Here is a 24,348-nt window from a genome sequence, read left to right on the forward strand (position 1 = left end):
TGGCAGCTCATGGGCTCTGGACTCTAAAAGTCTCTGGCCTTAAATCTGTGTTGAAACGTACCTAGTCGTCAGACTTTGGAATCATTAACGCGGTCTTTTGCGACCGCACTTCATTCATAAGTACAAAAACATCATGAAAAATCGAATGCCTGTTGGAAAATCCCCAGTCACCAAGTTAGGACAAACACGGGTGACATCTGGAACATAAGCCAGAAAAAATGGCAGAATTTATGGCTTTTGAGCTAAAAACCAGCCCTTGCTGTTCATGCATTGTGCCAAGGCATCATCGGTTATTCCTTTGCTGAAGGGGTTCAATGAGGACTCGGAATGAACGTCATTGATCAGGATTTCCCGACATGAGCGCAGATCCTGTTCGAATTCACCCTCGCCTGCGTCTGGTTTTGCCCAATACAACTCCGGGGAGCAGGCAGAAAGAAATACAGAAAAGAGGCTGATGCCTATCCACGTTCCAGAGCTATGGTGAGGAAACCCTGACCAGGCTGATGCACGATGTGGACAAAGCGTCTGTTCCTTTCTCATGAAAATTTTTCCGGCTGGTTCGATTGAGTGCGAAGGTTTTTGTCGCGGTCCATTATAAAGTCCAGTAGCCTTTTCAAGCCGACTGGATGGTTGAAGTGACCCGTGTCTAGGCATGGATCCAGGTAAAGCCTATTTTTCTAATTGGGAATAAAACATAAATCAGTCATCCGACTCCGGCATCATAAAGGCGGATTTTTGCCACCACATTTCATACATGGGGATGAAGAACATGATGAGAAACCCAATAACCATCAGGACGTCTCCGGTCAGCATGGCAATGGTAAAGATTGGGGAAACATAGGCAATCAGCCACGGTGAAACCAGATCCAGGGTGACCCCGACAAAGGCCATCCATGTCGTAACCACTTTTATGGTGGGGCTGACCATCGTGAGATAGAGGACATGGACCAAAATCATGAATGTGACCGGCATGGTAAACAGATGAAAGTGGGTGGTCTCCGCCAGTTGGCCAAAGGGCATTGGTTCACCAAAGGTCGCATCAGATCCTCGATAATGTTCGGCAAGGCCTTTAAGGCTTAACTCGGTCATGCTATGAGCCCAGAAGAAGGTGAAAATAAATCCTGCGAGCATGAGCAGGAGAAACCAGGTATAGACTAAGCGGATATGGCGGTCGGTATCACGAAGCCGGAAACGGGCATTAAAATTTCGCATTCCATTACTGCAGGAGGTTAGAACCCCAGCAGGGACTCCAAAAAACCTTTGTTCGTTTGACTGGCCGTATTGATGGGGGCTTGGCTCTTGGATTGTAAGTAGAGTTCATGGGCCAGGACGAGGGCGCGCTTAACGCCGGCACTCATGGATCGCACGGACATGGTGGCGCCGGAAATGTTGATGACATCCCGGTTGATCCGAATGGGGTCTTCAATCGATTTTCCATGGTATTGGTAGTTGAAGCGTTTTTTTCTCACTTCGCTTCCCCGTGATTCCCGATATACCAATACTTCAACGTTGGTGACTTCCCCATCGGGGTCAACTCCAACCATATAGGTCATCGCCTTATGTTTGCCGATTGTATGTTGGATAAAGGCCCATCCATCGATTTCTCCATTTGTTTCTCCAATAAAGCAATCAAAATTCGATTCCGGAAATTGCCATCCGATTCGTTCTTCAATTTGGCGTTTTTGATCTACAGTGAGGGCGATGACCTCTAAACGGATGGTGTCGGAGTCAGGAAATGTCAATTTAGCGGCCTCTTCCGGAGACAGGTAGACGTCTTCCTGGACCATTTCCTGGGGCGTGAGGTATCGGTTCAAGTCCTGATCCCAGATTTGCTCGTCTTGGGCCTGGCCTCCCGAGGTCAGACCAAGAAAAAGGAGTGCGTTGAGAAAGAGGATAGTCAGGATTCGACGAAACATCCTTCAGCCTCGAGTTTCTGGATTAAGTTGGTCATAATAAAATCCACGGCTTTTTGTGATGGCTCAACCGGATACCAATCATAAAGCCTGCTGCCACCACGGAATCCCCAATGTTGCCGTCGTTCGGCAATTTGCAGTCGCACGGTATTGGATTCCAGAGGTTTCATCGTGAGGGTTAGTTGAGATCGTTCTTTGTCGCCCATGCCTTCCCGTTGAAAAAGGCCATACGCGGCGCCTTGCACATATTCCACCCTCCACCCGGTTTCAATTACTCCGTTGAACTTGTCTTTCTTCGTTACGGGATAGGCTTTGAGAGTTTCCAAGGTGGAATCCCATACGGAATCAATTGGACAGGCCATGTATCGATCGACAACCAAGTCTTGACCGGTAAGGAAGCTGCAGCCCAGAAAAAATGTTGTGCATGCCAAAATAGAGATTGCACGAAGCTGGGAAGCAAGAGATAGAGTCAACATAAATGAAAATTAAAAAAATAACGAGATTGATAAATTAAAAAACGAGAATGACTTTCGATTTATTTGAATTTGATTCTCATTATGAGAAATTGAAACCAGATTATACCAGTGGAATTTGAAGGGGGTCAATGTGGATGTTTATGCTGATTTTTCTTAGTATTTCCATAATATTCTGGTTTTTAGCAGATTTGTAGAGGCGGGGAAAAGGTTTAGGATCTTCCCCGCCTCTAATTCGAAAGATGTTAGAAATACGTCGCCCAGGATGCCACAAAGGCCGTGTCATGGATCCTATTACCTTTGTCATCCAGGCCTACAGGCGTGTACTGGAAGTCGGTTTTAAAGACGCTATCTTCCGTGGGACGGAAATTTAAGCCGAAGGTCCAACGTTGCCATTCCCCGGTTTTCCTGGCTCCACCATTTAAATCCTTTCCGAGTTCCGTTTCTTCCCACCTCACCACGGCGGTAAATGTGGAGACTTCCTTTTTGAAGAAGCTCGGGGCCATGTTGCTCAGCCATTCAGGAAGGAAATGGTAATTCCCTTGGATGTAATACCCTTGCATTTTCTCTGGGTTGCCGTTCTTCGTTCCGTCTTGATTTTTGTCGTTGTTTCCGATGTGAGACCAGGCACTTTCTCCGATTAATTCAAATGGCCCGCGTTGGAATGTCCAATCCAATGCTACAATGGCCAAATTATCACCCTTCCGGGTGCCATAGTTCCCGTAAAATCCGGAACCACCGACTTCTACTCCTAAAACAGGACTGAAGGCTATACGCCCGGTTACGGATTTACCATTATTATTGTCAAACTCGGTACTGCTTGAGCGGGCGGAGCGGAGTCCGTTTGTTTGGTTGATATTGGACGTGTTGTTGGGATTGTCCTCGCCTCCAAAGGCGTTGGTGAAACCATTGAGTACATAGAACTCGTAATCCAGCTTTGAGAGAGCTGAGGGGTAGAATGTGCCGTAGGCTCCGACACCCGGTTGGTGAAGAGTTGATGGGAGGATCCGTTGGTCCACGATGGGGCGTTCGGTTAAGTCACGAAGGGGGGCATCATGCAGGAGGTTGAATTTACCCATCGGTACAAGGATGATTCCTGCGCGAAGGTTGATGGGTTCCTGAATGAGATAATCGATCGTGGCGAATTCCACGGTCAGCTCGTTCCCATGCTCAAATTCAATTTCTGCTGCGATTTTGACCCGATCACTGACATCTGCATAAATAAAGGGTACTAAGTGGTGTTGGTCGAATTTACTGTTTCCTTGATTTTTTCGATTGAAGTATTCAATGTCCATGTATCCACCCACGATGGCTTTTGGGCTGGACACGAAAGGCCGGGCATAGATCAATCCTCCTGATCCTTGCATGGCAGAATTGGGTTTTTGACTCTTACCAAAATAGGTTCCAAGGTCTCGAACGTTCCTGGCTGTAGGAGAGACCGGTTCGCCGTCCATCTGTGTTGCGCTTCCGCCTCCCCTCATAAGCTCTTGTACCCTTTGATCAACGGCTTTGTTGATCGCCTCTTGTTCCGCTGTCGTGAGTTCTTCGGCTCCGGCGATGTTTTGAAAACCATACTGTCCGAACATACATGTCAAGGCTACTAGAGCCCCCATGAGCAATCTTGACTTCATTGCATTTCCTCCAATCAAACGGATGGGGACTCAAAGGGTCCTCTGAGGTTATTGAGATAGTGTGGGACTCAAAGGCCCTCAGGTTAATAGAGAGGACAAGCGTCTCCCGGTTTCTTTATGAGGGAGTGCTGACAGGTGGTGAGGTCGCGCACAATTGGATGTCGATTTCGGAATCAGAGAGAGTAGAGAAAGGTATGAGAATAAGGCGTTTACAACGTTTGCATTTCAACTCAACCCCGGTAGATCCAATTTTTGCGACCAACTGACCACATTCACATCGAGCTTCAGAACATTCTTTTACGACCCCTTTGACCATGGTGTAATTTTGGCTCACCTCCATGAATTTGATTAAAGTTTAAACGTTTAAATAATATTGATAACTATTATTAATATCTGTAAAGCGGGAGCAGTAATATCTCACTCGCCACAATTTGTCAAGCCCCGTTTATTCAGGGTTCAGTAACAAATATGGCCTATAATGCTAAATACGGCATTTGTCCTCTCACCTCACCCCGATGACTAGCGCCGGGCGCGGTAGGTATGGCGAACGGATACTCACCAAGAGGGTGAGGTGTTTCCCACCCCGTTCGTGCTAAGCCCGAACCGTTTGATAGGCTATATAACAGGCTTGGCGAAGGTCGAAGCGTGGGCGGGATTTCATCACATGAATTGCCATTATGAGGAAGGGGTGATGCGGGGATTGGACCAAAATGGTCGACCAATCAGCGGGTTCTTAAACCTAAGGGGAGGTGAGTCATTGTTTCCCTGTTGCAATACATCTCGTCATCTTGTTTGGGGGTCGTTGAGAGTTCTTTTTTTTATTGCGATTTTGAGCATGTTCCTTTCAGGTTGTGTCACATTGGGAGCTCAGAATGTGACCGGTGAGCCACGAGACCAATCGCTGGTATTTGGGGGGATTAACATCGAAACCATAGGGCCGAATCCCCGGCAGTTTCCTGCTCGGTTGCGTTTTTTTGATGTGATCCATGTCTCAACGCAGGAGCGAACTCGTGTCATGGTCGAAGCTGAGGCGCAAACATTCTCGGTATCCCTTTTTCCTGGGCACTATGAGGTTATTCGCTTGCAATTTAATGAAGGCCCATTTAGGGCGGAGGTCTCTGTCACGATGAGGTTTTATATTCCCGCCAATCAACTGACCTACTTAGGCACATGGCAGTTGAAGGTTGATACACCCCGGACTCAGCGGATGGTCCGGATGGAGGTTCCCCAGAGAAATCCGAATTGGGAGGAAGCCTTTGAAGCTGATCCAATCCTGAAAGGCAAATCTGTTGTGAACTCGTTCCCGGAACTTACCACTCACAAAGCCAGGATGTATGTCGTGGCTCCATTTCCAAAGGTCCCATACTTTTATCGCTGATGATCCGGTTGTTCCCTTCTTTATCGTATGCTAGAGCAGTCGCATGGCGGCTATTAGGAATTTTATGAATCAATCTTTATCCTGTCGTTTTGCCATTGTTTTTTTCTCTGTTGCACTTACGCTTGTAACTCTGGATGCCTGTCTGGCAGAAAGTGCCCTCATCAAGCGCAGTCAGATGTTGATGGGCACGGTGGTTTTTGTGACGGCGGTTGGAGAAGATGAGAGGAGTGCGAAGAGGGCGGTCAAGGCGGGGCTCGATGAGATCCGGCGATTGGAAGAGTTGCTGAGTACCTGGATTCCAACCAGTGAATTATCGAAGGTCAATGCCGCAGCGGGACGTGAATCAATTCAGGTGAGTCAGGAAACGTTTGAGGTCTTAACGCGATCGCTGGAAATGGCTCAACTCACGCAGGGCGGGTTCAATATCGCGGTTGGTCCGGCGGTCAAGGCATGGAATGCCAGCGGGGAAGGCCATGTTCCACCTCAGGAAGATCTGGTTGCGCTCCGCCCGCAGATTGATTTATCCCAAATTCAACTGGATAAAAAGAAACGAACAGTTTGGTTAAAGCTGGCGGGTATGCAAGTTGATGTGGGGGGGATCGGAAAAGGGTATGCAGCTGACCTCGCTGCCAGGGTAATGCAGGCTGCAGGGGCGACGGCAGGCGTGGTTGCCCTGTCCGGAGATATTAAAACCTTCGGACGCATGCCGGATCAGCAGCGGTTTGTCTTTGGCATTCAACATCCTCGAAAAGAACAGGGGGAGGTCTTAGGACGGATCGAGTTGGAAGATGAAGCGGTCTCCACGGCGGGAGACTATCAGCGCTATTTCATGAAGGATGGCGTTCGGTATCATCATATCTTGGATCCGGCCACTCTTCTGCCCGCTCGCGGATGTCAAAGCGTCACGGTCATAGCCAAAGATGGTGTGATGGCCGATGGGTTGGACACCGGCATATTTGTCATGGGTCCAAAAAAAGGCATGGCCCTCATTGAGTCATTGCCGGATGTGGAAGGGGTGATTGTTGATCAGGAAGGAACGGTTCTTGTCTCCTCCGGTCTGAAGGGGCGCTTGAGCCTTGACCCGTAACAGTGGTCTCAACCTCAATCAATCAAAAAAAAGGAGGCATGAAGCCTCCTTTTTTATTGAGCATGGTTGTCGAGAGGACTGCTTAGCTTGGTTTATCCTTGGAATGGTGGGAATACCCGCCTGGATGACCCTTCGTCATTCCGCCTTCTTTATACGAGTCGAGCCGGTCATGGACCGCTTGCATGCGAGAGCGTTGCTCATCCGTTAATACGGCCTTGGCGTCCCGCCCGGCTTTTACTGACGCCAGGTAAAGCCCGGCACGAATCTCATAAAGACTTTTGAGCTTTGATTCAACCGCGCCCAAATCACCTTGGTCATCCCGCAACAACTCGTGCAAATCCAAGCTGGTCAGTTGCATGTCGGCTTTCATTTTAATTTTTGATTTTTCAAAATCGGTTTTAATCGTTTGAAGTTTGGCGACCTGATCATCGGTAATGGCCATGCCTTCTTTGAATTTCAAAATGTGTTCAATAAATTCAGAGGCACTTTGATGAGGACCATGGCCTGATGCATGGGAGCTTCCTCCCGTGCCATGGACACCGGACAGGCTTGTGCCATGCGGAGACTGGGCATGGCCATAGGTTCCGGTCCCGTGGGGGGAGGAGCTGTATCCGGATGAATGGTGCGCATCTCCTCCATACCCTGTGGCCAAACCCATCGCGGGGAATCCCAGAATGAGGGACAAAACACCGGACCAGAGAGGGATCATTCGTTTGTGGTTGGTTCTACCTTTCATTGTCATGTGAACAGCCTCCTTTCGCTATGAGGATAAAAGCTAGGGTTGAAGAAATAAGCTGACAGGTCATGATCTGTGAGTTCCCTGAACCAGCTCTTATTATACACGGGAATGGGGAAATGTGGTGCGTGAATCACTGACATATCTTAAAAAAAAGCCATGAAGCCAAGCAACGCTATTGGTATAAGGCTGTGCTCCGGCTGGAGGAAAGCAGTTGGGAGCGTGGGTGATTCAGCTTTTGCGCCGATAGATTTGAGTAACAATCTAGATGAGAAGTATTCGTTATCAATAGGAAAAGGCTGTGGACGAAGGGAGCGGGAAAGTCGGCTCAATTAGGCGGATTGGCAGGTATGGCAGAGACCGTAAAGTTCGAGCTTGTGGGTTTGAATGGTAAAGCCGTTAATTCTTGCAACCTCCTCTTGTAAGCTTTCGATTTGGCAATTTTGAAATTCGACAATTTTTCCGCAGGAGGTACAAATGAGGTGATCATGATGACCCTTGTGGGACACATTATCAAATTGTGTTTGTGAGCCGAAATGCCGTTCCTGCGCCAGGTCGGTTTCACAGAATAATTTGAGAGTGCGATAGATGGTGGCGAGGCCAATATGCGGGTCTTTTTTGGCGAGGATATGATATAACTGCTCGGCAGTGACATGCTCCATTTTGAGGAAAGTCGTCAGAATTAACTCGCGTTGACGAGTCAGTTTGAGACTGTTTTTTTGGAGATGATGCTTGAGTGTTTCGAGTTCTTTGACTGGTTTAGCCATAGTAAAAACTTTCTGAATGAAAGAAGAAAGATATTAAACCCCAATCGGGCTAAGGGGTCAAGAATTATTTTGTCTGTTTTGGCATTAATGAGGAAATTTAGGGAGAACGTATGAGAAAACCCTCAGAAGTGACCGGTGACCGCGCTTTGCTCATTTATACGTTGCATTTGACCGAATCCATGGGGCTGATGAGTGACGTCAAGCTTCAACAATTATTATTCCTTTGTGAATTGCAAATGTTGGGGAAAGGATTGAAAGGGTTACATTTTGAATTCGTCCGGTTCCCTTATGGGGCCTTTAGCAAGGATGTGGATAATGACTTACTCTTCTTGCGTAGGAAGGAACGGATAGAGAATTTTGATGTGGCGGAACAGGCCCAGGGAGTCGTCACCTTGGTTGATCAGATAATGAAGGAACCCGAACCCAATCAACAGGTCATGGAAATTATTCACACGGTGGTTGAGAAATATGGCCCCATGGATACCAGCGCTATTATGAGTGCTGTGGAGGCAGTGGAATTAGGTCCAGCCGATAATCCTGAGCAAAAACTTGCCATCCGGGATATTTCCTTCCATACCATCATGCTGGTGCCTTCGCGGATAGAAGTGACCGAGGCCATCACGCTGTCACCCGCACAAGTCAAAACCTTGAATGCGGCGATGGGGTATTAACGCCCAATCGGCTTTTGGATGACGGTGTATCCCTGCGGTATGGTTGTGATCGGTTAAGAGAGGCAACGAAATTACGAGGCCGAACCGGGTTCGGCCTCGGGCTTGTGCATCGAAAATTCTAAAATCACTTGGTAGGTGATGTCTCGACAGGAGAGGCTGTTGAGCCAACGGTAAAGGTTTCCCGCAGCGCTTCCAGCCTGACTTTCCCCACGCCTTTGACTTTCCCCAGATCATCCAACGACTTAAAGTCTCCATGATCTTTTTTGTAGGTGAGAATGTTGTGGGCGATATCCTGTCCCACCCCTTTGACGGCCTCGAGTTGTTCCAGACTGGCAGCGTTAATGTCGATCTTGTTCACGTTGGCTTCTGCCCAGGGCAAGGGGAATAACAGGCCAACGGAAAGAACGAGAGAAAATAGGAAGGCCGAAACCTGTTGTGAATTTAGCATCACGGGACACGCTCCTTGGAAAAGGTTTGAAACGCGTCGTTGCACGTGGTACCCCCATGGGAACAGGCAACGAATGAATGAGTGCCAGGTTAGGGACGTGCACAAATTAGCGGCAACCTGTCGAAAAGGTTGCCTCGGAAATTCAAAACGCCGATAAAATCTGATGGATTATTCAGCGTTGGAGGCAGGGGGTGTTGTCGGAAATTGATACAAGGTGCCGAATTTCTGTCTGAGGTCTTGAATAAAGGGTTCAGGTGTCAGGGCTTGCCCTGTCACGCGTGTGATTAAGTCGGCTGCCGTATACTGTCGTCCCCAACGATGCACCCGGTCATTCAGCCAGCTTTTCAAAGGAAGCAGGTTGCCTTGACTGATGCTCTGGTCGAGGTCTGGAAGATCCGTTTGTGCCTGCCGAAAGAGCATGGCCGCATACAGATTCCCAAGCGTGTACGTGGGAAAATAGCCAAACGCTCCAAAGGACCAGTGCACGTCTTGCAGCACGCCCTCCGCATCGGAGGACGGAACGATTCCCAAATATTCCTGAATTTTGGCGTTCCAGATTTCCGGCAGGTCGTCAACGTGCAAGCGGCCTTCAATGATATCCAGCTCAATTTCAAATCGCACCATAATGTGCAGATTGTACGTCAGTTCATCGGCTTCGACCCGGATAAACGACGGGGCCACTCGGTTAATCGCCAGGTAAAAATCTTCCGCACTGGCCTCTCCCAACTGTGCTAGAAAAACCTCTTGAAGTTTCGGGTAAAAATATTGCCAAAACGCGCGGGAGCGTCCCACGCAATTTTCCCACAAACGGGATTGGCTTTCATGAATACCCAGGGAAACGGCTTCGCCTAATGGTGTGCCATAGTATTTGGGCGGTAACCCTTGTTCATATAGGCCATGCCCGCCTTCGTGAATACAACTAAAGAGACAGGAGGGGAGATCCGTTTCGAAAACGCGCGTGGTGACCCGCACATCGGTGGGATGGAAGGCCGTCGTAAAGGGATGCTCGGACAAATCCAGGCGTCCGCGTTGAAAATCGTAGCCCATGTGCTTGAGCACGAGCTTTCCAAAGTCCATCTGTGGTGTATGTCCATACGATTGTGTCAGGAGTTGGGTGTCGGGTTGAACCGGGGACTGTCGAATGAGGTCAAGCAGACGGATCAGCTCCGTCCGCAGTATGGCAAAAAGTGGTCGTAATTGCGCCACGGTCGAACCCGGTTCATAGGTGTCCAGTAATGCATTGTAAGGAGAATCCGTGTATCCCAGGTATTCTGCCTCTTGTTGCTTGAGTTTCACGACCCGTTGCAAATTCGGGAGAAACCGTTGGAAGTCATTTGTCTTCCTGGCTTCCGCCCACACTTGTTGAGCTAATGAGCATTCCCGCTCAAGTTGGTTGACGAACGCCGACGGCAATTTTTTCGCACGGGAAAAGTCCCGCCAGGTCTCGCGAAGGAGGGCGTGTGAGGGTTCATCCAAGGCGGATGCATACTGTGTGTGAACCGCGCCGGTTGAAAGATCCACAAAGGTTCCAAGCCGGGATTCCATCTCAGTCGAAACAAATTGGTCATGGGCTAGGGTTTGAAGGGTGGCCAGTTGTTCCGCTCGAACCGCTCCGCCACCAGAGGGCATATAAGTTTCCTGATCCCAGGAGAGCACGGCTGCGGCATCATGCAGGTGATGGATCTGTCGCAAGGTCTGTTTCAGGGGATCAAGAGCAGCGTCAGCGGACATGAGCAGTTTCCTCAAAGAGTGGTAAAAAGTTCAGCGGATAACCGGACCACTGTAAGGCAGCTCTCAAGAAATTGGCAAGAAGCCTTCGCCGATGAGTGAATAGAAATGCCGAATGGTGGGAGGCTGTGACCGTTTGCTCAGACACACAAAGACTACCGAACCAATGAGAGAAAAAATTAAGATGATAGTCGGGATGGGTTGCGGGAGGACAGCAGGGCAAAGGACAATGTGTGGGATGGAAGAACATAGTAAGGCGATGATTAACTGCAAGGGGGAACAACATGAAATCCTTGGTGCTGCCGCACATTGAAGCCTATGCCGAAGCACACTCCTTGCCGGAATCGGAGGTGTGTCGGCGACTTCGGGAGGAAACGTATCGGAATATGGACTGCCCTCAGATGGTGGTCGGGCCATTGGAAGGCGCGTTTTTAAAGGTCATGGCGTTGAGTGTGAGAGCCAGGCGGGTGTTGGAAATCGGCACCTTTACCGGGTACAGCGCCCTCTGTATGGCGGAATGTCTTCCGGATGATGGGATGGTCATCACGTGTGATATCGACCCTGAGTCCACGGCTATGGCCAAGCAGTATTGGGCTCAAAGCACTCATGGGACGAAGATTCATCTTCGCCTCGGTCCCGCCTTGGAAACGATGGCGACATTGACTGGAACATTTGACCTGATCTTCATCGATGCCGACAAAGCCAACTATGTGAATTATTTTCGTCAGGCATTAGAGTTAATATCGGATCATGGCGTCATTCTCATTGATAATGTTTTGTGGAATGGAGATGTGCTGACACATCCTGCTCCGGATACCAATACGGCGGCCATTCAAGAACTCAATAGAGTGGTGCATGCCGAGCCGCGGGTCTCAGCGGTCCTGTTGACCATTCGCGATGGGATATTCTTGATTAAACCACAATCCTTCCTAAGGGGAAACAACCAAGCGCAACAGCAAGTCCAACAATGACATATTTCCCTGAGGGGCTTCTCGCACTGACGGGTCTCTTAGCAAATCCGATCCAGAGGCAATCGCACAGGACAAGGTAGATCAGACAAACATGGGTAAAGCAAATCTTGACTCTGCAAGACACCCGATTGTGGAGCCTGAAGATCAGTGGCAGCCTCGGCAGGTTTTGCTCTTTAGCGGGCACATGATCGATGCCCCGGGAGGACAGCCTCCGCGTTTCCCAAGAGAGAAAGAAGCCGTGGCGGCACAGAAAATCTGTGCTGTCCTAGACGAGCTGAGTGCAGGCCCTGATGATCTTGCGCTCACGCAAGGCGCCTGTGGCGGCGATCTCCTGTTCACCGAGGCCTGTCAGCACCGCAATGTGACGATGCAGTGGCTGCAGCCGTTCAATGAGCCGGAGTTCATCCAGAAATCCGTCATCTGTAGAGGCGAAACCTGGCGCGATCGGTATTTAGCGGCCAAGGCCAGGCTCACGACCGCAATCCGCTCCGCTCCCGAGCTCCTTGGCCCACTACCCGAAGGTGTCGATCCGTATGAACGGTGCAATCTATGGCTGCTTTACACCGCGCTGGCGTATGGCGTGGAAAAGGTGCACTTCATCTGTTTGTGGGATGGAGGCGGGGGAGATGGAAAGGGCGGTACGGCGCATATGCACGAAGAAGTGAAACGCAGATCAGGAAACGTCACATGGATCGACAGCCGGACTCTTTAACCGACGTCCCTCATGTGGTCGTAGCGGAAAACAGTGAGGCTAAAAAATCGCTGGTTTAATTGCACGAATACGACGGAAGGCACATGAATGGGAAGTGGCAAACACGAAGGAATCTCCCGGTCTTAAGAATCTCCTGCCCTTTGCAGGAGTAGAATTCCCGGGATGATCACTCAAAACCTGCCGGTAATAAAACGAATCACAGAATCAACGAACGACGGGATGTGTGGGCACGTTCAGAATGATGAAGAGGGCGTGCCTAAAAAAATCAATACATTTCCGCTTTACACGAAGCCAAACATTCAGGGTTGTACTCACATTTCACTAACCCTGAATTTGTTGATTGTATGAGACATGCCGGGTTTCGGCCCGGCAGCCGAGCCACTTTTCTTTCGGGAAAAGTGGCCAAAACCATTGACGCCCCGTCTGGCCTTTGGAGAGCGAACGGACGCCAGTCTTAAGAGGGCGGTCCAACTCGCAGGGCTCAAACAAGGCCCGCCAACGAATGAGAGCGTCCCTCCCTTGGGCCATCCGGCAGGCGTCGGTCAGCAACAAAAGCCCCGCCAAGTGTGTGATACCAATAGACCAAGGTCTGACAACATTGTCATCCTAAGTGGAACGAAGGATCTAGCATAGCAGTAAGATTTTCGACCTGGGCACCGATCCTCCGTTGTGGACTTTGCTTGAGGATGGGGTGTCCTTCCCATATCTTCCGCCAATGTCTGATTGGTAAAGTGTAGATCGTTCTCCCATAATGGATTTTAACGCCCCTGTCGGATTGTTTTATCTCCTGCCGCCGGCTTGGAAAACTCGAACTTCAACTCATTGATGCGTGCCAGGTAGTTGCTCACGTCGTGATCGCCGCACCGTTGATTCCGGGTCAACTTGAGTCCGCGTGCGGCATAGGCGCGGCCGGCTCCCGCTCCACAGAGGTGAATCACGGCGGCCAGATCCTGCTTCCGCTGGAGCGTGACCTTGCCGATCCGCTTCGGTCCTAACGTCTGAGTGACTTGGCGATCGAGCAGCGCCGCCGTCAACTCGATGGCATGGCTCGGCAGGATGCGGGTATAGAGGCTGTTGAACCAGCACGATTTCCAATCGTGCCAAGGGCCGTCCTCGACCACCACGTTGTCGTGAATGCAATAGCGCTTAGCCTCGCTGAAGGTCCCGTCGGTAATCTGGTACATGCCAACCGCGCTGGAGGCCGGTTTGAACAGCTCCAAAGGATTCCAGGTCAGTTGCCACCGCCAGTAGGTCCGTGCCACAGGATTCCCCCCGCCCTCGACCTGCGCCAGCGCGGCGAGAAACTCAGGTGTGATGACCGCGGTCGCATGCTCCCGAAAGAGGGATTCGTATTCTTTCCAGGTCTGGACCGGGCTCTTGTTGAGGGATTGGTCCAAGGGAAAGAAAATTTCGGTGGGTTTATGGAACGTATGAAACGCCCAGTTGAGGCCAAGCCACAGTAGAAAAAGGAGGGTCGGAATCACGACCACCCGAACGATCGGATGGGAGGCCAGAACCCCTCGCATGACCGCGCGGAGCACACGCCACCCCTGGCGCACGAAACCCCAGAGCAGAGTAAATGTGAGCCCCCGCTTGCGCCTCGTTCGTGGGTGAGGTTGTTTGGAAGTCGGTCGTTTGGGCTTCAACCCCATAAGTTTACTATAACCGATACAAAGGGGAGAGGGCCTGGTCGGTCCCTCTACTCGCGGTGCGGTAGGTAAGGGTCGAAGACACTTCCACAAAGTAACTTCTTTAGATTTAAATCTATTCTGAAATCGCGGTAGCCTTTTTTCGCATTTTATTCTAATCTTCCTGTCAAGAACCTCCTGACCCAATTGTTATTCATTTTATTATGATTTCAATGCCTGATCCTCATTCTGTATTTCGCATTAATTTTGGGATATTTATGCCGATTTAGAGACGCAGGAATCTACATATTATGTCGATCGAACACGCGTGTTTCATCAGTTTCCCAAAAGGCAATGGTAAGGATAGCCAGTTCGCAAACCACTTTTACAACGAGTTTACCGAACAGCTTGCAGCCATCGACAAAAATTTGTCGGTCTTCAAGTACGACCGCTGTGAACATCGTCGGAGAGGTGACGACTGGACTCTCTGGATCCAACGCGAATTGTGCGATAGTGCGATGATGATTGCCGTTTGCGCTCCCAATTACTTTAATGGCAGTCAAGGCTGCATTAGCGAGTTTAAAGGTATGGAGGCACTGATCATCGAACGGACTAATGCCCTTGGTGAACTGGGATCCAACAACTGGCTTTTAGGATTGCGGCTGAAAGATAAAATACCGATGCCTGCATTAAATTCATATGATGTTCGAGATTTCCTCGATTGCTGTGCCTCACCGGAAAAGGTTAGACGCACGCATAAGTACCGAAAGATTGTGGAAGAGCTTGCCGATCGGGTCTACAACCACTGGTGTTGGCTGCATCGTGACGGTCGTAACATCAAACTTGTTGCTGCCAACATCTGCGCGAATTTTGTGATGCCAAGCACTCAACCTGCACCACCAGACCCGTTTCCTTATATGGGTGCCGTGCCATGAATATTTCTAGCCCGAATCCAAACTCGGGATTTGGTAGTCACTGGTTGGTGCGGACTGGCTTGGCCGACCGGGGCGATATCGTGACCTTCTATTCCTATAAAGGAGGGACTGGACGAACTATGGCTCTCGTGAATTGCGCAGGTCTAATTGCTCAGAATTTACCTACAGACGCGAAGCCGTTACTACTTATCGACTTTGACCTTGAGGCACCGGGACTCCATCGCTATTTGGCGCCGTTTCTCCCTTCACACGAAACCGGCACGCCCCAACAAGGCCTACTCGAACTCTTCGCTGCTTTGCTCTTGGAAATTGATCGAAATTTGTCAGATTTGCCGAAATCTGAGCTGAGCGAAATTCGTCGGCTTGATGATGAGACAACAGCTGAAATCATCGGTAATCTAGATTTGGCGCCATTTACCATCCAGACAACGGTCACCGGCTTGAACTTGATCATGGCAGGGCAATTCGACGACACATATGCCCAGCGGCTTTCGCACTTTAATTGGGAAGACTTGTTTGCAAAGGCACCAGGGGTGTTCCGCTGTTTGGCAGATCGGTTGGCACGTGAATACAGTTTTACATTCGTGGATTCGCGCACGGGCCTCAGCGATACCAGTGGCATTTGCACTATGCTGTTGCCGAACGTCCTGGTGGTGGTATTCACGCCGAACAATCAAAGTTTGACCGGCATTGAGCATCTTGTTCGAAAGGCCGTGGATTACCGTTCGAGCGCCTCGGACTCTCGCGAGTTGCGGGTCTATCCGCTTCCTTCTCGAGTAGATAATCAGGTAGAACACTTCAGGCATGTCTGGAGGATGGGAGATTCCCAAAATAAATTATTTGGAACAGTGAAAGGCTATCAACCCCTCTTCCAGGAAGTGCTTGAGTTCACTCTTGGGATGGACGGAAAAGAAGCCCCACACCGCCTAGCGGAATACTTCGATGTAATACAAGTACCCCACAGCGCAGACTATTCGTATGGTGAACGCTTGTGTTTCCAAACCTCGGCACCAGGTGACAGCTTATCCCTCCGTGGAAGCTACGAGCAGTTTTTACCCTGGCTCGTGACTGGAGCACAGCCATGGGAGCGTCCGGGGGAACTACTCCTAGCCCAGCAGGCCTCCGAATGGCTTCATGATTTAGGGGTCGACACTATTCCGGAAAGCAACGAAGGATGGTTTGAATGGTTCAAGCGGCTTTCCGGAGTGATCGAAAATGCCGAGTACCCCGTGCTGATCCAGCAATCTCTGCTGTCACCTGACCTGCGTTTTGATACAAACTTAGTACAGGCGCTTGCTTATGCCTATAAGGGGGATTTTAGTTCTTCGAGTAACTGGCTAAAAAGAGCGATGTCTTCATACAGTGAAGATGTAGCCTCAACCATTCCCAACTCTGCACCAATGCAACTTCTGACTCTATGGATCGAAAATCTTTCCCCTGCTGATTTGAGAACATCCGAACGCAAGGCCTGGATCAAGGAGTTCGAGCAACTTGTATCTCGCTGGCAGGCAATTTGGAGCCAAAGACGGATCTGGCTTGTGACAATAATTCAATTGGCAAATAAAGCTGGGTGGCAAGATATGGAGCAACTCGCCCTACAACAACTTGTCAGTTTAAATCAGGAAACGCTGGGGAACGAACACCCTGATACCCTCTCGGCCATGGGAAATCTCGCAATTAGGCTGTCCCGCCAAGGACAATATGCCGAGGCTGGCGCGGTCCAACGGCAGGTCTTAGAGCTTAGTCAGCGCGTCCTTGGGGCGGAGGATCCCCGTACCCTTACCGCCATGAACAATCTCGCGCTGACACTGACCGACCGAGGCGAGTATGCCGAGGCAGTCGCGCTCCAACGACAGTCCTTGGAATTGAGCCAGGGCCTTCTCGGGCCGGAGCATTTCGACACCCTCACGGCCATGGGCAATCTCGCCATGATGCTGTCTCGCCAAGGCAAGTATGCCGAGGCAGTCGCGCTCCAACGGCAGGTTTTAGAGTCGAGCCAGGGCCTCCTTGGGGCGGAGGACCCCTTTGCTCTCACGGCCATGGGCAATCTGGCGTTGACGCTGTCCGACCAAGGCGACTATGCCGAGGCTATCGCGCTTCAACGACAGGCCTTGGAGTTGAGCCAGAGCCTTCTCGGGCCGGAGCATTTCGACACCCTTACGGCCATAAACAATCTCGCCATGATGCTGTCTCGCCAAGGCGAGTATATCGAGGCTATCGCACTCCAACGGCAGGTCTTAGAGTCGAGCCAGGGCCTCCTCGGAGTGGAGCATCCCAATACCCTCACGGCCATGGGCAATCTGGCGTTGACGCTGTATCGCCAAGGCGAGTATATCGAGGCTATCACACTCCAACGGCAGGTCTTTGAATTGTGCCAGCGCGTCCTCGGGCCTGAGCATCCCTTTACTCTCACAGCCATGGTTAACTTCGCGAAGACGCTGTCCGACCAAGGCGAGTATGCCGAGGCTATCACGCTCCAACGACAAGCCATAGAATTGAGCCAGCGTGTCCTCGGGCCTGAGCATCCCCGTACCCTCACAGCCATAAACAATCTCGCGTTGACGCTGTCCGACCAAGGCGAGTATGCCGAGGCTATCGCGCTCCAACGACAGGTCTTGGAGCTGAGAAAGTCCGTCCTCGGGGACGGACATCCCGACTCCCTCATCGCCATGAATAATCTCGCAATGACGCAGTTGGCGCAGAGTAAGTATGCTGAAGCTAGCGCGCTCCAACGGGAGGCCTTAGAACTGAGTCAACGCGTCTTTGGGGCGGAGCATCCCAGTACCCTCACTGCCATGAGTAATCTCGCCAACATGCTTCAAGCACAAGGGGAGCTTTCTCCTGCACGAGAGCTTTATCAAAAGAGCTTGAATGGGTTTCGACGAGTTATGGGGGAAAACAACCGGATCACTTGGATTAATGGAATGGAACTAGCTGCCATCGACTTAGAAATGGACGATGCCTCCCATGCAGCTATCGTTCTTGATGGGTTTACCTCACCACAACTCACCATCGACAATGCACAATGGTTGGGATTGCGCCTGAAAATCGCTGAAAAACTTGGTGCGAAAGAAGATATTGTTCGATTTCAACGCCGATCGCGCGAAATTCTCAGAAAAGCATAATTTCTTAGCTCATCGATTCACTAAGGCCGTTGGGGGGTCTTAACGAACAATAATCGGCAATTCAACATGGGAGGGCCGATTGGGTGTGAGCCAGACTTCCCATATGGGTGCCGGGCCATCCAGGTTTTGGAAATGATCGTAGCCGGCTCCCGCAGGGCGATGCGGATGAAATGACCCTGTTTGAATTGATCCGACAAGGTAAGGAACTCGAATAGAAGCTTGAGGGCAGATTTCTCGAACCAATGTCTAGAAATTTTGTCGTGGAGCGTGGCGATCTTTGCGCGGTTAATGAGTCAAGCCTAGCGGTTTGCCGTGACGGCGAGGCGGAATCCCAATGCGTGGAGGAGTGCATCGAGGCTTTTAAGTTCAGGATTGCCCTGTTCGGAGAGGATCTTGTACAAGCTTTCGCGGTTGACCTTGGCCTTTTCGGCGAGTTGGGCCACACCGCCTTGACCTTCGGCCACATTCCTTAACCCCAGCAGGAACAATTCGGAATCGCCCTCCTCCAGCACCGCGTTCAAGTATTCTTCGGCCTCACCGGCATCTTGCAGGCTTTCAATCAGGTCTGGTTGATCGGCATTGATCTTTTTCACCTCTGCTCCGACGCCTGCCGTCTGGCCCAAGGAAGGGACGCTCTCCCCAGTGGGCGGGCCTTGTTTGAGCCCTGCGAGTTGGACCGCCCTCTTAAGACTGGCGTCCACTCGCTCTCCTAAGGCCAGACGGGGCGTCAATGGTTTTGGGCCCTTTTGCCGAAACAAAAGGGCCTCGCCTGCCGGGGCGAAACCCGGCAACACAGAACATCACGAGGACATGAGAGTGCGTACACACCGTGAATGTGTGCACCCGCCAACACAATTTACGGGCAACACCCAAGAGGGATTCTCGACGATTTAAAACGCGAATGCGAGTTTGGCTGGGCTCAGATCTTTCGTTTCACTCAAGATGACAACTTTTCTCGATTACACTTTTCCAACAGCCTGTTAGGGTTGGGAATTTTCAACGAACCACCGGCAGTTCAATGTGTGAGGGTCGATCGGGTGTGTGCCAGACTTCCCATGTGGGTGCCGGTCCATCCAGGTTTTGGAAATGATCGTTGTCGGCTCCTGCTAGGGCGATGCGAATGCGGTGCCCTTTGTTGAATTGATAGGACGTGGGAAGTAACTCGACCAGCAGTGGCGCTACTTCACCTGGAATGAGTGGAGCGGCATCGGCACGGCGAAATGTGTGAACGGGAAGTGGACCTGCGGAGGTGAAGATGGTGTCGCTTGGGTGCCATCGTCGATGGATGGCGCGCAACTCGCCTTCGGTGACGTAGTGCACGTCCCCTTCTGGTGTGACATCTTCCAGATAGACAAAGAGGTTTGTGTCTTGGGTGGTGGCAGAGAGGTAGACGGTAGCTACGGGATGCCCTGTGACTTCGAGGGCCTCTGAAAGGGGCTCAGACGTATAGAGCAACAAATCTTGATCTCGTTCCTTCCGATCGGGGTAGGGATTGTTCAGAGAAATACCCACCAGAGTGTTCCACCGGGAATGCTTGCCGGTTCCCGTGGTGAGATCCACCTGGTATCGATCGGGATTGTTTGCTGCTGGTGGAGCATTCATCGAGAGTCCGCCTTCTTGTTGGAAATACATTGACGTCGGAGTGGACTCAGGCGGCCAGCGAGTCGATGTTTTCCATTGTTCTTCGCCCATGGTGTAGTAGCGGATCGGTGGATCATGCGGGTGGCCGGTGTCCACGTTTTTCAGATGGACATCGAAAAATTTCAGCAGTTCGGCCGCATGATCGAATGGCGCGGGTCCCAGCGCGTAGGGACTGATCCGGCGTTTGCCTCCGTGGTCCCATGGCCCGACTATGAGCCGGTGGGACGGTTGTTGGTGGTGGAGGTACCGTTTGATGGCGGCCAGTTGATATCCCCCGTCGAACCATCCGCTGTAGCTGTAGATGGCTGCGCCTGATTTGGCAATGTCGTCGGCATAGGTTTGCGTGCTGAGCGCGTCGATGTTGGCGGCCTGTCCCGATGGTGGAGGGTCATCTCGAAAGACAATTTCCGAGGCTTCCCGGTATGGACTCCAATTGGTCTCGTGGTCCTGCAGGGCGAGTGATAGGAGGTCAAGGTTTTTATCGCCATCCACCGGTCGTACTCCACGAACAAAGAGATTCGCGATGACGCCACCGTGGGGTAGGCGATTGTGGTCAAGACGATGAGTAATCGCACTCCAGGTTTTGGTAAACCAGTTGAGGTGGATGCCACCTGGAAAGATAATTTCGGAATAGAGATCGAAGCCTGAGTACATCGGGGCAATCGCTTTGACGGCCGGATGCTGATTGATGAGTAACATTTCAGCGGTCCCGCCACTGTAGGAAATACCCATGGCCCCGACCTTTCCGTTCGACCAGGGTTGGGCGATGATCCAGTCCACAATTTCTGCGCCGTCTTTGATTTCCTCAGGGGAATAGGCGATCGGTCTATTCCCGAATGACGCCCCGGACCCACGAACATCTACATCGACCCACGCATAGCCCTGTTGAAGGAATCGTTTGGCATAAGACCCGATGAGCCCCCGTGGACCGTCATCTTTGAAGGCGGAGACCAGCCATCGATATTCGATTGCCCGCCAATACCGGGTTTGGTGTAAGAGGGTAGGAATGGTGTGCCCTGACTTCAGGTCGGCGGGGAGATAGACATCCACCGCAAGCTTGACCCCGTCCCGCATCGTGAGATACTGCGAGGTACGGTGAAATGTCCCGCCAGGTTCCCCAACGTTTATAGGTGAAGATAGCGGGCTGGCTGCCGCCGGGTCAGAGTGCTCTACAGTATTTGGCGCACATCCTGAAAAGACAGGCAGTGCCAGCCCGAGAAGTATGAGAAAAGCCCATAAGCGGAAAAGTCCCGGGGTGGGGAGAGAGGAGAAACGGCTGGCAGATCGGAATCGGAGATGGGTTCTTCTGAACATATGGAGTGGACGAGTATTGGTTCTGGTCTTAGAGCTTGACGGCTTGTATCTGAGATCCAACTTGGAGTTTACCAGTAAAAACGCGTCGTGAGGAGAAGGCCTCGTGTTAGTTTTTCCTCGTGTTAGTTTTTACAACTCAGGTGTGAATGTGATTTTCCGTGTTGCCGGGTTTCGCCCCGGCAGGCGAGGCCCTTTTGTTTCGGCAAAAGGACCCAAAACCATTGACGCCCCGTCTGGCTTAATTCATAGAGAAAGAACGCCGACTATGGGAAGGGCGGTCCAATTCGCAGGGCTCACACAAGGCCCGCCGGGAGATAAGGGCGTCCCTCTTTGAGGGCCAGTCGGCAGGCGTCGATACATTGCCGAACACTGGTGGCCACTGCCAATTGATTGGGTGAGACTTACACGAAAGAGCGACATGAATGTTCTATTCTAAATATCAATGGGCTTTATGATAGCAAGAGCGTGAAGAGAAGGAGAAGGTAATGGCCTCAGCATTTGCACATGTCGCAGTAGCGTTTGCCATGGGCAAAAGTCTTTCCTCCCAATTCCACACCTCTCGGTTTTGGTGGTTCACCATGGCCTGTTGTCTCTTGCCGGATGCGGATGTGCTGGGATTGATGTTCGGGATTCCGTATGAGCATATGTTGGGGCATCGTGGCCTGACACATTCCATTGCGTTTGCGATGCTGCTGGGATTGGTGGTGCCCAGGTTGGCTGCCCCCACCATCCGGTATGGAACCAGGCGGTATTGGCTGTTTGCCGTGTATTTCTTTCTCGTCACCCTGTCCCATGGGTTCCTGGATGCCCTGACCGATGGTGGTTTTGGCATTGCCTTTTTTGCACCATTCGACTCGACCAGATATTTCTTTCCCTGGAGACCTATATCCGTCTCGCCAATTGGAATCTCGGCCTTTGTTTCCCATGAGGGAATGCGAGTGCTCCTCAGTGAATTGGTGTGGATTGGCATACCCGTTGTTCTCTGGTTGATTGTGTTAAAAGTCACCGGGAGAATGGCAAGGTAGAATGCGCAGGGATAGCCTTAGGAGCGGAAGGAAATAAGGAAAAGGGAGGAGAGCAGTCTATAGAGTTATTCCCATAAGCTTCCGCATTGTTAGATCAAAAAAAACGAAATTTCCGGGTTTCGGCCCGGCAGCCGAAGTCCTTTTCTTTCGGGAAAAGGACTCAAAACCAGTGACGCCCGGCCCGGTCACATCAGATTGATCGGACGCAAGGCATAGGAGGGCGGACCAACTCGCAGGGCTCAAACAAGGCCCGCCAGAGATGAGAGCGTCCGACCATAGGGCCGGGCAGCAGGCGTCGGATCATGGGAGAAATAGAAACGACAAAAAAAATCATATGACAATGCCACCTCTACTGGCTTAACCCCAAGACAGGAATGCTTGGAAATTATTTGCATTCACGATAGGCCTCTGGTTTTAAAAACAGCGTTTTCCCACTTTCCCGATTCCAAGGCAGGATGAGCTTTATGTGTCGATTCCGATAATTTGTTTTTATCGGCTTTGTCACATAAAATTTGAATATACGCCAATTCCGATATTGTAAGTTTATCGGTTTTGTCGCATAATCATGGTTAAGGAAGTGATGATGACCGACCTCGCACGCAATCCAAAACAGATCGGCAACCTGATTCGCCGGACCCGCAAGAATCTCGGACTAAGCCAGAGTCAACTTGGCGAGAAGACCGGCCTGCGGCAGGAGACGATTTCCCTGATCGAGACGGGCAATCCGGCTGCGAAGCTGGAGACGATTCTTGCGGTCCTGGCCGCCCTCGATCTGGAGTTCCGGATCGTGCCACGGTCGAAAGGAGGCTCCGCCGAGATCGAGGATATTTTCTGATGCCCCGTCCGCGCCGACCGCCGCTTCATGTGCTTCTGAATAACCGTCTTGTCGGTCAACTTCATAAGGCTGTGAGCGGTGCCATCGGTTTTCAGTATGATCACAGCTGGTTGGAATGGGAACATGCGCTCCCGATCTCTCTGTCCCTCCCTTTGCGGGAGGACGCATTTAGAGGAGAGCCCGTGGTTGCCGTGTTTGAAAACCTGTTGCCCGACTCGGACATGCTTCGCCGACGTGTGGCGGAAAAAGTGGGAGCTGCCGGGACGGATGCCTATAGCCTGCTTGCGGCCATTGGCCGCGACTGTGTCGGGGCTTTGCAGTTTGTGAGCGCCGATGATGTTGGCCACGAAAGTGGCGATGCCGCCGTCATGAGGGGTAATGCACTGAATGATGCCGCCATTGAAACACTGCTCAACGGACTGGCTCAGGCTCCATTAGGTTTAACCCATGATGATGCATTCCGGATATCGATTGCCGGGGCACAGGAAAAGACGGCGCTGCTCCGTCATAAAGGTCAATGGCACAAACCGCAGGGGACGACACCGACCACTCATATCTTTAAAAAGCCGATTGGCCGGTTACCGAACGGCCTCGATCTTTCGAACAGCGTCGAAAATGAATTTTACTGCCTTCAACTGGCTGCCGCCTTCGGGTTGCCGGTCGCACGGGCCGACATGTCCATGTTCGGGAGCACGCGCGCCCTGGTCATTGAGCGGTTCGACCGGCTCTGGACGAAAGACAACCGTCTGCTGCGACTGCCGCAGGAGGATTGTTGCCAGGCCCTGTCGGTACCGCCCACCCGGAAATATCAAAGTCACGGGGGGCCGGGAATGGTGCAGATTCTCAATCTGCTGAAGGGGAGTGATACCCCGGCCGGTGATCAGAAAATTGTGCTGAAGGCCCAAATCCTGTTCTGGATGATTGGCGCGACGGACGGGCATGCCAAGAATTTCAGTATCTTTCTCAGTCCCGGTGGCAGTTTTCACCTGACCCCGCTATATGACGTGCTGACCGCTCAGCCGAGTCTTGATGCGCACCAGATCGAACGCAAGCAGATGAAGCTGGCCATGTCGGTCGGTACGAGCTGTCATTATCGAATTGACGAAATACTCTGGCGGCATTTTATTCAAACCGGAGAAGCGGCAGGGCTCCCGAAAAACCTTGTACGCGAGGCGATCGAGGAAATGGCTGATACGGCTCCAAAGGCGATTGAAACAATTGAAAGCGAATTGCCGGTGGAATTTCCCGCGGCCATTCACACATCAGTCAAAAATGCGATCACCGATCGTCTGAGCAAGCTGCCGGTGGGTAAGGCAAAGGGATAAGCATG

General features: G+C 51.3%; 21 protein-coding genes. 10 read left to right on the forward strand and 11 right to left on the reverse strand.

Annotated features, from left to right (window positions below):
• Window positions 1–699: 699 nt before the first annotated feature.
• From PJI16_08880 to PJI16_08895, 4 genes are all read right to left on the reverse strand, one after another.
• Window positions 700–1,212 carry a hypothetical protein gene (locus tag PJI16_08880; protein ID MDT3777668.1) on the reverse strand — a complete coding sequence of 171 codons (513 nt, stop codon included), beginning with the start codon at window positions 1,210–1,212 and terminating at the stop codon, window positions 700–702.
• Window positions 1,213–1,229: 17 nt separating this feature from the next.
• Complete coding sequence (locus PJI16_08885) at window positions 1,230–1,916, reverse strand: FMN-binding protein (protein MDT3777669.1); 687 nt, start codon at window positions 1,914–1,916, stop codon at window positions 1,230–1,232.
• Window positions 1,898–2,344 carry a DUF3576 domain-containing protein gene (locus PJI16_08890; GenBank protein ID MDT3777670.1) on the reverse strand — a complete coding sequence of 149 codons (447 nt, stop codon included), beginning with the start codon at window positions 2,342–2,344 and terminating at the stop codon, window positions 1,898–1,900. The genes PJI16_08885 and PJI16_08890 overlap by 19 nt, the downstream gene beginning before the upstream one ends.
• A gap of 287 nt (window positions 2,345–2,631) precedes the next feature.
• The gene (locus PJI16_08895; protein ID MDT3777671.1) at window positions 2,632–4,017 is read right to left on the reverse strand and encodes a hypothetical protein; all 1,386 of its coding nucleotides are present in this window, start codon (window positions 4,015–4,017) and stop codon (window positions 2,632–2,634) included.
• 874 nt (window positions 4,018–4,891) lie between these two features.
• Here PJI16_08895 and PJI16_08900 point away from each other — a divergent pair.
• Both PJI16_08900 and PJI16_08905 read left to right on the forward strand, forming a co-directional pair.
• Window positions 4,892–5,395 carry a hypothetical protein gene (locus PJI16_08900; GenBank protein ID MDT3777672.1) on the forward strand — a complete coding sequence of 168 codons (504 nt, stop codon included), beginning with the start codon at window positions 4,892–4,894 and terminating at the stop codon, window positions 5,393–5,395.
• A gap of 64 nt (window positions 5,396–5,459) precedes the next feature.
• Window positions 5,460–6,482: an FAD:protein FMN transferase gene (locus PJI16_08905; protein ID MDT3777673.1), complete on the forward strand. Its 1,023-nt coding sequence runs from the start codon at window positions 5,460–5,462 to the stop codon at window positions 6,480–6,482.
• Between the two features lie 82 nt (window positions 6,483–6,564).
• Here the strand turns inward: PJI16_08905 and PJI16_08910 are convergent, their stop codons facing one another.
• Both PJI16_08910 and PJI16_08915 read right to left on the reverse strand, forming a co-directional pair.
• On the reverse strand, window positions 6,565–7,224 hold the full coding sequence (locus PJI16_08910; protein MDT3777674.1) for a Spy/CpxP family protein refolding chaperone: 660 nt from the start codon (window positions 7,222–7,224) through the stop codon (window positions 6,565–6,567).
• Window positions 7,225–7,550: 326 nt separating this feature from the next.
• Window positions 7,551–7,985 carry a transcriptional repressor gene (locus tag PJI16_08915; protein MDT3777675.1) on the reverse strand — a complete coding sequence of 145 codons (435 nt, stop codon included), beginning with the start codon at window positions 7,983–7,985 and terminating at the stop codon, window positions 7,551–7,553.
• A gap of 110 nt (window positions 7,986–8,095) precedes the next feature.
• On the opposite strand from PJI16_08915, the gene PJI16_08920 reads away from it, so the two are divergent.
• Window positions 8,096–8,656, forward strand: a complete 561-nt coding sequence (locus tag PJI16_08920) for a hypothetical protein (protein MDT3777676.1) — start codon at window positions 8,096–8,098, stop codon at window positions 8,654–8,656.
• A gap of 124 nt (window positions 8,657–8,780) precedes the next feature.
• Here PJI16_08920 and PJI16_08925 read toward each other — a convergent pair whose 3' ends face one another.
• Both PJI16_08925 and PJI16_08930 read right to left on the reverse strand, forming a co-directional pair.
• On the reverse strand, window positions 8,781–9,104 hold the full coding sequence (locus tag PJI16_08925) for a helix-hairpin-helix domain-containing protein (protein ID MDT3777677.1): 324 nt from the start codon (window positions 9,102–9,104) through the stop codon (window positions 8,781–8,783).
• Between the two features lie 168 nt (window positions 9,105–9,272).
• On the reverse strand, window positions 9,273–10,835 hold the full coding sequence (locus PJI16_08930) for a carboxypeptidase M32 (GenBank protein ID MDT3777678.1): 1,563 nt from the start codon (window positions 10,833–10,835) through the stop codon (window positions 9,273–9,275).
• 281 nt (window positions 10,836–11,116) lie between these two features.
• Here PJI16_08930 and PJI16_08935 point away from each other — a divergent pair, with 281 nt between their 5' ends.
• Together PJI16_08935 and PJI16_08940 are read left to right on the forward strand one after the other, a co-directional pair.
• Entirely contained in the window at window positions 11,117–11,803 is a 687-nt protein-coding gene (locus PJI16_08935) for a class I SAM-dependent methyltransferase (GenBank protein MDT3777679.1), read from the forward strand.
• Between the two features lie 91 nt (window positions 11,804–11,894).
• Window positions 11,895–12,515 (forward strand): hypothetical protein, encoded by a 621-nt coding sequence (locus PJI16_08940; protein ID MDT3777680.1) that lies wholly within the window; start codon window positions 11,895–11,897, stop codon window positions 12,513–12,515.
• A gap of 758 nt (window positions 12,516–13,273) precedes the next feature.
• Here the strand turns inward: PJI16_08940 and PJI16_08945 are convergent.
• Entirely contained in the window at window positions 13,274–14,257 is a 984-nt protein-coding gene (locus PJI16_08945; GenBank protein ID MDT3777681.1) for a transglycosylase SLT domain-containing protein, read from the reverse strand.
• Between the two features lie 197 nt (window positions 14,258–14,454).
• Here PJI16_08945 and PJI16_08950 point away from each other — a divergent pair, with 197 nt between their 5' ends.
• Together PJI16_08950 and PJI16_08955 are read left to right on the forward strand one after the other, a co-directional pair.
• Window positions 14,455–15,078 (forward strand): hypothetical protein, encoded by a 624-nt coding sequence (locus PJI16_08950; GenBank protein MDT3777682.1) that lies wholly within the window; start codon window positions 14,455–14,457, stop codon window positions 15,076–15,078.
• Window positions 15,075–18,203 carry a tetratricopeptide repeat protein gene (locus tag PJI16_08955; GenBank protein ID MDT3777683.1) on the forward strand — a complete coding sequence of 1,043 codons (3,129 nt, stop codon included), beginning with the start codon at window positions 15,075–15,077 and terminating at the stop codon, window positions 18,201–18,203. Before PJI16_08950 ends, PJI16_08955 begins: the two co-directional genes overlap by 4 nt.
• A 299-nt stretch (window positions 18,204–18,502) precedes the next feature.
• Here the strand turns inward: PJI16_08955 and PJI16_08960 are convergent, their stop codons facing one another.
• Together PJI16_08960 and PJI16_08965 are read right to left on the reverse strand one after the other, a co-directional pair.
• The gene (locus PJI16_08960) at window positions 18,503–18,826 is read right to left on the reverse strand and encodes a putative addiction module antidote protein (GenBank protein ID MDT3777684.1); all 324 of its coding nucleotides are present in this window, start codon (window positions 18,824–18,826) and stop codon (window positions 18,503–18,505) included.
• A gap of 373 nt (window positions 18,827–19,199) precedes the next feature.
• Window positions 19,200–20,918, reverse strand: a complete 1,719-nt coding sequence (locus PJI16_08965) for a CocE/NonD family hydrolase (protein ID MDT3777685.1) — start codon at window positions 20,916–20,918, stop codon at window positions 19,200–19,202.
• Window positions 20,919–21,643: 725 nt separating this feature from the next.
• Here PJI16_08965 and PJI16_08970 point away from each other — a divergent pair.
• The 3 genes from PJI16_08970 (at window position 21,644) to PJI16_08980 (ending at window position 24,343) form a co-directional block, all read left to right on the forward strand.
• Window positions 21,644–22,183 (forward strand): metal-dependent hydrolase, encoded by a 540-nt coding sequence (locus tag PJI16_08970; GenBank protein MDT3777686.1) that lies wholly within the window; start codon window positions 21,644–21,646, stop codon window positions 22,181–22,183.
• Between the two features lie 583 nt (window positions 22,184–22,766).
• Window positions 22,767–23,018, forward strand: a complete 252-nt coding sequence (locus PJI16_08975) for a helix-turn-helix domain-containing protein (GenBank protein MDT3777687.1) — start codon at window positions 22,767–22,769, stop codon at window positions 23,016–23,018.
• A complete protein-coding gene (locus PJI16_08980; GenBank protein MDT3777688.1) occupies window positions 23,018–24,343 on the forward strand; it encodes a type II toxin-antitoxin system HipA family toxin in 1,326 nt (441 codons plus the stop codon). The genes PJI16_08975 and PJI16_08980 overlap by 1 nt, the downstream gene beginning before the upstream one ends.
• The last annotated feature ends 5 nt before the right edge of the window (window positions 24,344–24,348 follow it).

It is taken from the genome of Nitrospira sp. MA-1 (assembly GCA_032139905.1).
In the GTDB taxonomy this organism is placed as follows: domain Bacteria; phylum Nitrospirota; class Nitrospiria; order Nitrospirales; family UBA8639; genus Nitrospira_E.